Consider the following 12229-nt stretch of genomic DNA (forward strand, 5'->3'; position numbering starts at 1 on the left):
GCCCGCATGTACGCCGTCGAGGTCCGCGACCACGTGATGATCGCCCACAGCTTCCGGGGCGAGCTGTTCGGGCCGGCGCAAGCCCTGCACGGCGCGACCTTCGTGGTCGACGTGGCGTTCTTCCGCGAGAGCCTGACCCCGGACGGGGTGGTGGTCGATATCGGCCGGGCGAGCGAGGCGCTGAAGACGATCCTGGCGCCGCTCAACTACCGCAACCTCGACGACCTGCCGGAATTCTCCGGAGAGAACACCACCACCGAGTTCCTGTGCGGCCACATCCACCGGGCGATGGCCGCCGCGACGCGAGCCGGCGCCCTCGGCTCCGGCGGCGAGGGGGTGAGCCGCCTGCGCGTGACCCTGCACGAATCCCACCTGGCCCGGGCCTGGTTCGAGGCGCCGCTCGCCTGATGCGTCTGGTTCTCGCCGTCCCGGGCGACCTGTCGGCGCCGACCGGCGGCTACGCCTATGCCCGCCAGCTCCTGGCGCACCTGCCGGCGCAAGGGGTGGCGGCGACGCATCTCGCCCTGCCGGGCGGGTTCCCGGATCCAGGCCCGGACGACCTCGCCGGCACCGCCGCCCTCCTGGCGCAGGTGCCGAGAGACGCCGCGCTCCTCGTCGACGGCCTCGCCTACGGGGCCCTGCCGCCGGAGGTGATCCGCGCCGCCGGACGCCCGGTGGCGGCTCTGGTGCATCACCCTCTCGGCTACGAGACCGGCCTGTCGCCGGAGCGGGCGGCGGCGCTGGTCGCGGGCGAGCGCGGGGCTCTGGCGCTCGCGTCCCGCATCGTGACGACGAGCCGCTACACCGCCCGGCTGCTCGCGGCCGAGTTCGGCGTGGCGCCGGAGCGGATCGCCGTCGCGGAGCCCGGCACGCCCCCCGCCGCCCGGGTCGTGCCGCGGCCCGGCCCGCCGGTCCGGCTCCTCTCGGTCGGGACCGTCTCCCCGCGCAAGGGCTACGACGTCCTGGTGCGGGCGCTCGCGACGCTCACCGACCTCGACTGGTCGCTGACGGTCGCCGGCAGCCTCGACCGGGCACCGGATTGCGCCGCGTCCCTCCGCGACCAGATCGCCGCATCCGGCCTCGATTCCCGCATCGCGCTGGCCGGCGCGGTGACGCCGGGGACGCTCGAGCGGCTCTATGCCGAGGCCGACCTCGCGGTCTCGGCCTCGCTGTTCGAGGGCTACGGCATGGCGCTCGCGGAAGCCCTCGCCCGCGGGCTGCCCCTCGTCGCCACCTCCGGCGGTGCGGCCGCCGAGACGGTGCCGGCGGGCGCCGGCCGCGCGGTGCCGCCCGGCGACGCCCCCGCCCTCGCCGGCGCCTTGCGCGCGCTCATGGCCGATCCGGCCCGCCGCGCCGAGGCCGCCGCCGCGTCCTGGGCCGCCGGCCGGCGCCTGCCGGACTGGCCCGATACCGCGGCGGCGGTCGCCGCGGCCCTGAGAGACCCGACCCCGAGGACAGCATGAGCGGCTTCAGCCCCGACTGGCTCGCCCTGCGCGAGCCCGCCGACCGCGCCGCCCGCGACGCGGGCCTCGTCGCCGCCCTCGCGCGGGTGCTGCCGAAGTCGATGCGGGCGGTCGATCTCGGCTGCGGCACCGGCTCGAACCTGCGGGCGCTGGCGCCGCATCTGGGCTCCCGGCAGGCCTGGCTCCTCGTCGACCACGATCCCGCCCTGCTCTCCGCCGCGGCCGAGCGCCTGTCGGCCTGGGCGGAGCGGGCGGAGGAAACCGGGGACGGCCTGGTCCTGCATCGCGGCGGTCAGCGGATCGCCGTGCGCTTGCGCGCCCTCGACCTCGCGACCGACCCGGCGGCGGCCCTCGCGGAGGGGCCGGACCTCGTCACCGCGGCGGCCCTGTTCGATCTCGCCTCGGAGGCCTGGATCGCCGAGGTCGCGCGCGCGGTCGTCGGGGCCTGCGCCGTGTTCTACACCGCCCTCACCTATGACGGGCAGGAAAGCTGGACCCCGCCGCACCCGGCCGATGCCGCGATCCATGCCGCGTTCCTCGCCCATCAGGCCGGCGACAAGGGCTTCGGGCCCGCCGCCGGCCCCGGCGCGACGGTGGCGCTCGCCACGGCCTTCCGGCACCACGGCTACGCCGTTTCGACCGCCGCGAGCCCCTGGCGCCTCGGCACGGGCGAGGCCGCGCTGCTGCAGGATCTCGCCGCGGGCGCGGCGCGGGCGGCGGCGGAGACCGGGAGGGTGTGTGCGGCGGACGCGGCGGAGTGGGCGGCGGCCAGGCGGCGGCCCGGCACCAGAGCGGAGATCGGGCACCGGGATCTTCTGGCGCTACCCGACACCGGCGGGCCTGAGCGCGGGTGAGCAGGCAGCGCCTGTGGTGAGGGCCGACGCGGGGCCGGCGAGTACGCTCGACCCGGCCCCGAGCGACGTGGAGCTGCCCGAGGATGAGAGCGGATTTGGATCGTGTCTGGTCGGGAGATGGTTTCCGACGAAGCAACGCGGCGGCCGTTCTCATCGACGATCCGCTCGCTAGCCTTGTGGTGAGACGCCCTGCTGGGCCTTCGATACATCTGGCACCGTCCCAGGGGGCTAGCATCGGCGCACCCCGCAGGCACATCACCGGCGAGCGGTTGCGCAGGATCGAGTTCGCCACGATCGCGTCGAGGCGTCGAGGGTCGGTCAGGTTCGGATCGTCCGGACTCTGCTCACCCTAGAGCGAGCTTTACCGCGCAGCAGCGAACCCAGTTCTTAAGCTCAGCACAGTCCTTAGCACTCCTAGCGCCTGTATGCGGCGGCGACTGAGGGTCCATTGGGCTGCTTCGTTATGCGCGCGCTTCGGCTGACGGCATTTTGGGTTCGTTCTGCCAAAACCCATCCCCCGCTTTTTTTGGAAGCTTGCCCGCGTTTGTGGTGCAGCGGAGCGGTGGGTCACGGGGCCGCGCTGAGCGGGCGGCTAGCCCCCTCGTGATCAGGCTTGCCTAGTCGGGCTTGGCCTGCTTGCGGCGCTTCTTGCGGTCACCGGAGGGCGGCTTGGTGAAGGTGCGCGAGGTCTTCTTCGGGCGTTGCAGCCGCAGCACCAGCTCGATCAGCTCCTCCTTAATCGAATGCTCAAGATCACAGCGGCCCACTCACGAGTTAGTCAGCGAAATCAGCTCTCGGCAAGAGGTACAGTGAGCACTCTGCATCGACGCCCCGCTGTCGTTACGCTGCGGCCGAGCGTACCCCATAAGTATTTATGAAATACCGACACAGGTTGTGATCCCAGCCATCGTCGATTGGTACGACAAATGCCTTAATTAATAGAATTCATGCGTCGAGGTATTGACGGATTTTCAGTCGTCTGGCCAGCAGATTGCAAATTTATGTCTCCATTTTATTTAATATTAGCAGAAATAATATATAAAAATTCCTTTCCCAGCCTTGATTTCATATCCAAATCAAAAAGTATTTTATATAAAAATATATTGATTGATTCGATATCGAAATTAAATGCGTTTTGAGCCCAATCGAAGGCCGGGGCCTCCACAATTTTCAGGTATGAAGTTGATACCTTGGCGCTCAAGTGCTAATTGTATTGCAGATATGGTTGAGCTATGCGCATTAAGACTGCCAGGTTTAGCTTCTAGCCGCTTGATGGTTGGGAGTGAGACTCCCGATGCCTCAGCCAAATCTTTCTGTTCCCACCGGATCAAAGCTCGCGCCGCTTTCACCAACTCGCTCGTCAACATGCTTAGGAGATCCGCGATCCAGGGCCAAAACGATACCTGAGGTATTGACATGGCCCGCCATCATAATGATACTCAGGGTATCAGACACCGAGGAAGCCTATGTATCAAGTCCGTCTTGTACCGAATCCGGCAGCAATAGGCGATATTGTCGCGAACCACATCACCTGCCGTCCGGGTAGCTGTGCGGCGAGCTGCCCCTACGAGGCTTAGCCTAAGGTTGCATTTGAGCGTCCCCGCGCTTCGGCTGCCTCAGAACTCCACATTAGCAGTGGTTGGTACTATCACCGCGTGGGTGTCATGTTGGCTATTGCCGCGGCCATAGCGCACCGCGCGGGAATGAGACAATTGTGGAGCTCCGGCTTATCTGTTGTGCTCGCCAAAAATAATTTGACTGACACGCTCGATCTCTAGGTTGTTAGGCACTGGCTGATTTCTACGCGGCTCCGATCCATTTTCGCTGACTTCCAGAAATTCAGATTGATAAGTTTAAATCGATATCATTCCAAATTTGTCCTAATAAATGATTGCAGCACGCTGCGGCACAAACTTTTATGTTAATCGCCAGAGCTTCGGTACGACTACTTGTCTCACGTGCGGCGCGCGGAAATACTCCCAATACCGCGCCAGCAACCATCGATAATCTCCCTTGTTCTCTAACATGCGGCCATCCCAATGCCGAAGAAACCACAGCGATCCCGCGCGGCCGACTTTGCACGCCCAACCATCGCCAGTCTCGGCCTTCGCGTGACCCTCGTTCCCCACGAGGATGACACGGAGTTGCGCGCCCTCATCGAGCGCTACGAGCGGCTCACTGCCGAATGGGAGGCCCTCTCTCACCGCGCGCTCACGCTTATAGCCCGACGCTCCCGCGCTTCCGCCGAGGCCTACAATGCCGTTCATCGCTCCTAAGGACGTTGGCACCACGCCTCGCCGCTCCCTCTCCGCCCACCGCCGCCTCCAGGCCTGGGAGAGAACCAAGGGCGTCTGCGTCATCTGTGAGACACCCATCGACGGCGTCCGCGAGCGCTGGATCGTCGAGCACATACGAGCCCTAGAACTCGGTGGAGCCGACGATTTGGAAAACATGGGACCTGCGCACGAGGGCTGCGCGCGCGCCAAAACGCGTGATGATCACGCATTCACAGCGCGCGCCAAACGGCAGAAGATTCTGCACCTTGGCGCAGCCACCACGTCCCATCCTCTCCCCGGCTCACGTGGCAGCCCTCTCAAGAGAAAGATTAATGGCCAAGTGGTGTTGCGCGCTGAGTCGATGAGCAGGTTGGCACTCGCGGAGTTGGCGGCACCCGTTTCTTCCTCTCAGCCTCTTGAAGAACGAGCATCGAAATTGCATTGTCCGCCCAGAGATGGCACGCCGCCAGGCATTCACTGTATGGCGAATTCTGAATCAATGCGCAAACCTACTGGTCCGGACGGCTCGCATCCGCGAAGCGTCAAAGCTGCGCCTAAATCAGCAGCGTTACGCATTCCTGCATCGCACGTAGTTCTCGCTGGCGAAGAGGCTGCACAGTACGAGAAACTCCACGCTGACATCGCTAGCGCGGTTGGTCCAACAGACATCATTGAGGAGTTTTGGGTTCGGGACGTCGCGGACCTTGTCTGGGAGACATTACGCCTCCGCCGTCTTCGAGGCGCACTCCTGCAAGTGGCAATGCGCAACGGCCTTGAGCGCGTACTGCCCTTGCTTGTTGAAGCGAGCTTTGCAGAACGACTCGCAGAGGATTGGTTCAGAGGGGAGAACCAGGCGAACGCAGCAGTTGATACCCTCCTGGCCGACGCAGCCCTCTCATTCGATACCGTTAAGGCTGAGGCACTGGCCGCTCGTCTCGACGATTTCGAACGCTTCGACCGGCTTATCGCCAACGCCGAAGCACGTCGTAATGCAATTCTGCGCGAGGTCGACCGCCACCGTGAGGCGCTGGCCGTCCGGCTTGCCCGCATCGGAGAAACGATCATCGAGGCAGAATTCACCGACGTGAATCCTCAAACTCCGAATGTATCCCCGTCCGCTTCTGGCCAACCTTATGCCAAGCGCCCGTAGAGTTGCAGCGAACCGTGACAACGCGCAACGTAGCACTGGCCCTCGCTCTGCTAAGGGAAAAGCTACATCATCCCGGAACGCGGAGCGGCATGGCCTCGCGATTCCAATAATGGCGGACCCCTCGTTCAGCGCGCAGGCCCAAGCGTTGGCGCAGCAGATCCTGACGAGCTTGAGCGGCATTGAGGATCTCAATCTCGTCCTGCGCGTGGCCGAAGCGCAAATTGATCTTGAGCGCGTTCGGCACGCGCGCCACCGGCTGATTGCTCAGGCACACGCGGAACCATCGGTCGGCAGGGCAAGGGGGTTGCCACATAATGACAAGCACATCACGAGTCTGCTGCCAGCAAACATCAGAAATCTTCAATCATATTTAGGCTCTCCCAATGTAGATGCTCGATTAACTGTTAAACCTGATCGCGAGGCGCAGATACTAGTGCAGTTCGCCCGCGATCTCACAGCACTTGATCGCTACGAGCGAAGTGCCTTGTCTCGGCGCAAATCCGCAATCCGTATTCTTGATAAAAGCCGAAGCGGATGTGGGTAGGCCGAACATGCGCCTGCGGCAGTCATGACTCGGTAATCACCTACAACCATGGTGCGGCTAGTGATCTGAGTTAGAAGTCTGTTTGCAGAAGCGGGTGAACCGCCCCGGGTTTCCCGGAAGCTCCAACTTCTGAGAGGAAGGAGCCATAACGAAGCGAACAGCCCCGTTTTCCCCTGAGGTGCGCGAGCGTGCCGTGCGGATGGTGCGCGAGCACGGCTCGCAATGCTCAGCGATCCAGTCGTTTGCTGCCAAGATCGGCTGCTCGGGTGAGACGCTGAGGAACTGGGTGCGCCAGTCCGAGCGTGATCAAGGTGTGCGGCCCGGCCAGACAACGGACGAGCGTTAGCGGATCAAGGCGCTGGAGCGCGAGGTTCGCGAGCTGCGCCAAGCCAACGAGATCCTGCGCAAGGCGTCGGCGTATTTTGCCATGGCAGAACGGGACCGCCGGTCGCGGCCATGATCAGCTTCATCGACGAATACCGGGAGGTCTACGAGGTCGAGCCGATCTGCGGGGTGCTGCCGATCGCCCCGTCGCCCTACTACGTGCATGCCGCCCGGCGTGCCGATCCCGAGAAGCAACTGGTTCGTGCTCACAGCGACGCTGCGTTGATGATCGAGATCCAGCGCGTGTTCGAGGCCAACTTCTGCGTCTACGGCGTGCGGAAGGTGTGGCGGCAACTGGCCCGGGAGGGGATCGTGACCGCTCGATGCACGGTGGCGCGGCTGATGCGCCGACTGGGCTTGGCGGGGGTGGTGCGTGGCAGGAGCGTGCGCACCACGATCCCCGACCCGGCCGCAGCTTGCCCCCTCAACCGGGTCAATCGACAGTTCAAGGCTCCCCGGCCGAACGCCCTGTGGGTCAGCGACTTCATCTACGTAGCGACGTGGTCGGGCTTCGTCTATGTGGCCTTCGTCATCGATGTGTTCGCCCGGCGCATCGTGGGCTGGCGGGCCTCACGTCGTGCTCACGCGAGCTTCGTGCTGGATGCTCTGGAGCAGGCGCTGCACGAGCGTCGTCCTGTGCAAGGCAGCGGGCTGGTGCATCACTCGGACCGCGGCTCGCAAGGTGGATTCAAGTGATCGTCGCAACGGCTTAGCGGAGGGCATTTGTGATGGCAGGTCGGCGGCGTTCGGATCGGTGTCTTCGAGAGAAGCTTCGGTCACCGGGTCGTCCCGGGGTCGGTTTGCGCGCCACTCGGCGGGAGTTCTGGGCGATCATCGCGGACGGGGTGTCGAGCGAGGACGCAGCCATGAAGGTCGGGATCTCGCCGTCGGTTGGCTCGCGGTGGTTCCGGATGGCGGGCGCGGGATGGCGCCCAGCCACCTGTCGCCATCATCCAAGCCACTGTCGACCCACTTCCTGTCGATGGCCGAGAGGGAGGAGATCGCGCTGCTGCGAGCCCAGGGGCATGGGGTTCGGGGAGTGGCTCGGCATCTGGGACGTGCAGCATCGACCATCTCTCGAGAGTTGCGGCGCAATGCAGCGACCCGCAATGGCGGCCTGGACTATCGCGCCACGACCGCGCAGTGGCACGCTGAACGCGCGGCACGCCGGCCCAAGCCAGCGAAGCTTGCTGAGAACGTGGTACTGCGGACGTATGTCCAGGAACGGCTCGCCGGTGCTGTCGCCACGCCGGGCGGGACCACCCTGCCTGGGACGAGCGTCACCTGGAAGGGGCGGCGACACGGACGGCGCCAGAGCCGGCGCTGGGGGCGATCCTAGTGCACTGACGCATTCGAAAGGTTCACACCAGGCGTGAGGCGTGCGAGTCTGCGGCATGGCTCAGACCGTCTGCGTAATCCTCACTGAGGACGAAAAGGCACGGCTGCGCGCGATCAGCCAGGATCGTGCTCGCCCGCTCAAGCACGTCCAGCGCGCCCGCATCGTCCTGCTCTCCGCCGAGCGCCTTCCCGTGCTTGAAGTCGCCCACCAGGCCGGCGTCAGCCGAACCGCCGTCTGGCGCTGGCAACAGCGCTTCGCGGAAGAGGGGGTCGACGGCCTGCTGCGCGACAAGACCCGCCCGCCCGGCAAGCCGCCCCACTCCACCAGCACCGTCGCCGAGGTGCTGGCGCTGACCTGCTCCGAGCCGCCGGGTGAGGTCACTCATTGGACCGGTCGCGCGGTTGCTGCCGCGACCGGCATCTCGCTGCGCTCGGTCCAGCGCATCTGGCAGGAACACCGCCTGCAGCCGCACCGCGTGCGCACCTTCAAGCGCTCCACTGACCCGGCCTTCGCCGAGAAGGTGGAAGACATCGTCGGCCTCTACATGGACCCGCCTCGTCACGCGGTGGTGCTGTCGGTCGACGAGAAGAGCCAGATCCAGGCCCTGGAGCGCACCCGGCCCGACCGTCCGCTCGCGTCAGGACGCCCGGCGACCCGCACTCACGACTACATCCGCCACGGCACCACGACGCTGTTTGCAGCGCTGAACGTGCTGGAGGGCACGGTGATCGGCCGCTGCATGCAGCGCCACCGCCACGAGGAGTTCCTGCGCTTCCTCAACGCCGTCGAGGCGGCGGTGCCGGCCGGCAAGATCATCCACGTGGTGCTCGACAACTACCGCACCCACACCCATGCGAAGGTCCGGGCCTGGCTGTCGCGTCATCCGCGCTGGGTGTTCCACTTCACCCCGACCTCCGCGTCTTGGCTCAACGCCGTCGAGGGCTTCTTCTCGGCGCTGTCGCGTCGGCGACTGCGACGCGGCACGTTCACCGGAATCGTCGACCTGCAGGCGGCGATCAAGCGCTACATTGCCGAACACAACGAGCGGCCCAGGCCCTTCATCTGGACCAAGCCGGCCGCCGCCATCCTCAACAGCCAGGCTGCACCTTCCGTCTGAGTCAGTGCACTAGAGCCCGCAGCAGATCGCCGAGCGTTTGCGGCTCGACTTCCCGGGCGATACGATGATGCACATCAGTCACGAGGCGATCTACCAGGCGCTCTACGTCCAGGTCCGGGGCGCGCTGAAGCGTGAGTTGATCGCGTGTCTTCGCACAGGACGGGCTTTGCGGTTGCCGCGGGCCCGCAGCCTGGGCCGAGGCAAGTCGTTCGTCACTCCCGAGGTGCTGATCAGCGAGCGTCCGCCCAAGGTGGAGGATCGCGCGGTGCCAGGTCACTGGGAGGGCGATCTGATCCTGGGTCTGAAGAGTTCGGCGATCGGGACCCTGGTCGAGCGCACGACACGCTTCACGATGCTGCTGCATCTTCCGCCGATGGACGGTCATGGGGTGACGCCGCGCGCGAAGAACGGGCCGGCTTGGCTGGGCATGGGGCCGAAGCGGTCCGCAAGGCGATCGCCGGTACGATTGCGAGCTTGCCGGAGCACCTGCGACGCTCGTTGACCTGGGACCAGGGAACGGAGATGGCCGAGCATGCGCGCTTACGGATCGATACAGGTCTGCAGGTGTACTTCTGCGATCCGCGCTCATCCTGGCAGCGGGACACGAACGAGAACACGAATGGACTACTACGGCAGTACTTTCCGAAGGGAACGGATCTGAGCAAGCATAGTGCGAATGATCTTGCTGCTGTAGCCACCGTCCTGAACAGCAGGCGCCGCAAGACGCTGAACTGGAAGATGCCGGCAGAGGCACTCGACGCTGTGCTGGCTGCCATGCAAGATGGTGTTGCGACGACCGCTTGAACCCAAGCAATACTTGGCTTTGCGCTACACCGAGCGCCTGGCTGGAGCCGGCATCGAGCCGTCGGTCGGCAGCGTCGGCGACAGCTACGACAACGCCTTGGCGGAGACGATCAACGGCTTGTTCAAGGCGGAGGTGATCCACCGACGCGGGCCGTGGCGCTCCTTCGAGGCGGTCGAGTACGCCACCCTGGAATGGGTCGACTGGTACAACCACCTTCGCCTCCTCGCGCCCATCGGCAACGTCCCTCCCGCCGAGGCTGAAGCGCGCTATTATGCCCATGGCGGCGACCAAGCCTTGGCCGCATGACCCAAGACAAACAGCCTCCGAGAAAACCGGGGCGGCCTCCTGCAGGATCAGCTTGTCGAGTGTGTGGTCCGCGATCGCCTTGCGCAGCCGCTGGTTCTCGGTCTCCAGCTCCTTCATCCGGCGCACCTGGTCGGACTTCAGCCCACCGAACTCCTTGCGCCAGCGGTAATACGTGACCTCGGTCACGCCGATACCCCGGATCGCGTCAGCCACGCTCTGCCCTGTGAGACCAGCACATCCACCTGTCGCAGCTTGGCAACAAACTCTTCCGGCTGGTGCTTCTTGGTTCCCATCGGGTCCGTCCTCCGTCGTGGTCCTGACCCACGAAACTGGTCCGGGCCGAGTGCAAGATTTTCGGGCATCCTGACCCCTGAAGGAGGGTGGATGCCATGCCTCGCAAACGCTTCACGAACGAACAAATCGCCTTCGCCCTGAGACAGGCGGAGAACGGCAGCACGGTGGACGAGGTCTGCCGAAAGATGGGCGTGTCTGAGCCAACCTTTTACCGGTGGAAGAAGCAGTTCGTCGGCATGGGCGTGCCGGAGATCCGACGCCTGAAGCAATTAGAGGACGATAACAGCAAGCTCAAACGCTTGGTCGCCGACCTGACGCCGGATCGCTCGATGCTGGAGGACGTGCTCAAGCGAAAGTGATGAGGCCCGCCGTTAGGCGTGAGGTCGCCGGTCACCTGCAGGTGACCTACGGCATCAGCGAGCGGCGGGCCTGCCAGGCCACCGGCTTCGGCCGTTCGTCCCAGCGCTACCGGACGCGCACGGACCCACAGGTGGCGTTGCGCATGAGGCTCAAGGAGTTAGCGGCTGCGCGGGTCCGCTACGGCTACCGGCGACTGCACGTCCTATTGCGGCGGGAGGGTTTAATCGTGAACCACAAGCGCACCTACCGGCTCTACCGGGACGAGGGGCTGTCGATCTGGCCCAAGCTGCCCAAGCGCAAGCGAGCTTGGCGCTACCGGCAAGGGCGGCCCGCGATCGACAGTCCCAACGAGGTCTGGGCGATGGACTTCATGTCCGACGGCCTCTTCGACGGACGTCCGTTCCGGATCCTGACGGTCGTAGACTGCCGCACGCGAGAGGCGCTCTCGCTGGCACCGAGAACCACCTTCCGCGCCTTCCAGGTGGTGGAGGTTCTCGACGCACTGATCCGGCTCCGCGGGAGACCCAAAAGCCTGCGGGTGGACAATGGGCCGGAATTTGCCGGTCGTATGCTGGATCACTGGGCTTACCTCAATGGGGTGGAGCTCGACTTCTCTCGTCCGGGAAAACCGACCGACAATGCCTACATCGAGGCCTTCAACGGCCGCTTACGAGCAGAGTGTCTAAACGCGTCGTGGTTCTTGTCGCTCGCTGATGCCCGAGCGCGCATCGAGGAATGGAGGTGCCACTACAACGAAGACCGACCTCACACGGCCCTGGGCGGCTTGACGCCTCGAGCCTTCGCCAACCAAGCTGTCACAGCCCGAGAACTTGCATAGGCCCCGGACCACAAACTAGGGCAAGACCAGTCGGCTCAGAGCCATACTTCAGGGCGGACCACTCGGATGGGGGCTGACCAGAAGCCCGGGTCGATGAGGTCGAAGCCCAGGAGGTACTTCCAGTCGATGCGGCCACGCGCCGCTTCGGCCGCACGGCGGTCCGAGAGGTTCTCGGCGAACTGCAACAAGGTAACGAGCGCCAGCCGCCAGGGTGCCTCGGCCGGGCGGCCACGGGAGGAGAACAATGCCGTGAACTGCGCGTCGGTGAACACGGTGCCGAGTTCATCCCTCAGCCGCATGTAAGCATTGCCTCGCGGGAACGCGGCTCGGGCCACGGCGGCGGTCTGGCGGGGAACCTCGGCGGGCGAGCTTGGCTGCAGCGACATGACGAGCCTCGGCGAGCGTTGGATTGCGCTTTCACATCAACGAGCTAACCAAGCAGACGGATTCGCAAGCAGTATCAGAAACGGGGCAATCCCAGTCGGCGTGCTACGGCGCC

General features: G+C 65.0%; 7 protein-coding genes, 7 pseudogenes and 1 other annotated feature. Of the genes and pseudogenes, 10 read left to right on the forward strand and 4 right to left on the reverse strand.

Annotated elements, in window-relative coordinates:
* Positions 1 to 6: 6 nt before the first annotated feature.
* From DK412_RS14640 to DK412_RS14650, 3 genes are read left to right on the forward strand one after another with little or no spacing between them, the layout of a single operon-like run.
* Positions 7 to 408: a 6-carboxytetrahydropterin synthase gene (locus DK412_RS14640; RefSeq protein ID WP_109972530.1), complete on the forward strand. Its 402-nt coding sequence runs from the start codon at positions 7 to 9 to the stop codon at positions 406 to 408.
* Positions 408 to 1463, forward strand: a complete 1056-nt coding sequence (locus tag DK412_RS14645; RefSeq protein ID WP_109972531.1) for a glycosyltransferase family 4 protein — start codon at positions 408 to 410, stop codon at positions 1461 to 1463. Before DK412_RS14640 ends, DK412_RS14645 begins: the two co-directional genes overlap by 1 nt.
* A complete protein-coding gene (locus DK412_RS14650) occupies positions 1460 to 2317 on the forward strand; it encodes a class I SAM-dependent methyltransferase (RefSeq protein ID WP_109972532.1) in 858 nt (285 codons plus the stop codon). The genes DK412_RS14645 and DK412_RS14650 overlap by 4 nt, the downstream gene beginning before the upstream one ends.
* Before the next feature lie 579 nt (positions 2318 to 2896).
* On the opposite strand, the pseudogene DK412_RS14655 reads toward DK412_RS14650, so the two are convergent.
* Positions 2897 to 3084: pseudogene (locus tag DK412_RS14655) on the reverse strand (IS66 family transposase); the annotation flags it as partial.
* 1489 nt (positions 3085 to 4573) lie between these two features.
* Between DK412_RS14655 and DK412_RS14670 the strand changes: the two are divergent.
* Positions 4574 to 5743, forward strand: a complete 1170-nt coding sequence (locus DK412_RS14670) for an HNH endonuclease (protein ID WP_109972535.1) — start codon at positions 4574 to 4576, stop codon at positions 5741 to 5743.
* Between the two features lie 67 nt (positions 5744 to 5810).
* On the opposite strand, the gene DK412_RS30220 is transcribed toward DK412_RS14670, so the two are convergent.
* The gene (locus DK412_RS30220) at positions 5811 to 6107 is read right to left on the reverse strand and encodes a hypothetical protein (RefSeq protein WP_162596205.1); all 297 of its coding nucleotides are present in this window, start codon (positions 6105 to 6107) and stop codon (positions 5811 to 5813) included.
* Between the two features lie 325 nt (positions 6108 to 6432).
* Here DK412_RS30220 and DK412_RS14675 point away from each other — a divergent pair.
* The 5 genes and pseudogenes from DK412_RS14675 to DK412_RS14695 all read left to right on the forward strand — a co-directional run.
* Positions 6433 to 7352, forward strand: a pseudogene (locus tag DK412_RS14675) (IS3 family transposase); the annotation flags it as partial.
* Positions 6702 to 6818, forward strand: a sequence feature (AL1L pseudoknot). (Overlaps the previous pseudogene by 117 nt.)
* Positions 7353 to 7399: 47 nt before the next feature.
* Positions 7400 to 8007 (forward strand): annotated as a pseudogene (locus tag DK412_RS14680) (helix-turn-helix domain-containing protein); the annotation flags it as partial.
* A 58-nt stretch (positions 8008 to 8065) separates the two neighbouring features.
* Positions 8066 to 9127 carry an IS630 family transposase gene (locus DK412_RS14685; RefSeq protein ID WP_171070485.1) on the forward strand — a complete coding sequence of 354 codons (1062 nt, stop codon included), beginning with the start codon at positions 8066 to 8068 and terminating at the stop codon, positions 9125 to 9127.
* Between the two features lie 13 nt (positions 9128 to 9140).
* Positions 9141 to 9931 (forward strand): annotated as a pseudogene (locus tag DK412_RS14690) (IS30 family transposase); the annotation flags it as partial.
* Between the two features lie 7 nt (positions 9932 to 9938).
* A pseudogene (locus DK412_RS14695) lies at positions 9939 to 10238 on the forward strand (integrase core domain-containing protein); the annotation flags it as partial.
* Between the two features lie 30 nt (positions 10239 to 10268).
* Here the strand turns inward: DK412_RS14695 and DK412_RS14700 are convergent.
* Positions 10269 to 10531: pseudogene (locus DK412_RS14700) on the reverse strand (transposase); the annotation flags it as partial.
* A gap of 96 nt (positions 10532 to 10627) precedes the next feature.
* On the opposite strand from DK412_RS14700, the gene DK412_RS14705 reads away from it, so the two are divergent.
* A protein-coding gene (locus DK412_RS14705; RefSeq protein WP_109972536.1) for an IS3 family transposase occupies positions 10628 to 11730 on the forward strand; the annotation gives its coding sequence in 2 pieces (ribosomal slippage) (positions 10628 to 10889 and positions 10889 to 11730; 1104 coding nt in all).
* Between the two features lie 80 nt (positions 11731 to 11810).
* Here the strand turns inward: DK412_RS14705 and DK412_RS14710 are convergent.
* Positions 11811 to 12116 (reverse strand): annotated as a pseudogene (locus DK412_RS14710) (transposase); the annotation flags it as partial.
* Between the last annotated feature and the right edge of the window lie 113 nt (positions 12117 to 12229).

Source organism: Methylobacterium sp. 17Sr1-1, assembly GCF_003173775.1.
Classification (GTDB): domain Bacteria; phylum Pseudomonadota; class Alphaproteobacteria; order Rhizobiales; family Beijerinckiaceae; genus Methylobacterium.

Bases quoted from the DNA above. Each gene is read 5' to 3' on its own strand.
- DK412_RS14640 (WP_109972530.1), top strand. From the start codon at position 7: ATGTACGCCGTCGAGGTCCGCGACCACGTGATGATCGCCCACAGCTTC.
- DK412_RS14685 (WP_171070485.1), top strand. From the start codon at position 8,066: ATGGCTCAGACCGTCTGCGTAATCCTCACTGAGGACGAAAAGGCACGG.
- DK412_RS14670 (WP_109972535.1), top strand. From the start codon at position 4,574: ATGCCGTTCATCGCTCCTAAGGACGTTGGCACCACGCCTCGCCGCTCC.
- DK412_RS14650 (WP_109972532.1), top strand. From the start codon at position 1,460: ATGAGCGGCTTCAGCCCCGACTGGCTCGCCCTGCGCGAGCCCGCCGAC.
- DK412_RS14645 (WP_109972531.1), top strand. From the start codon at position 408: ATGCGTCTGGTTCTCGCCGTCCCGGGCGACCTGTCGGCGCCGACCGGC.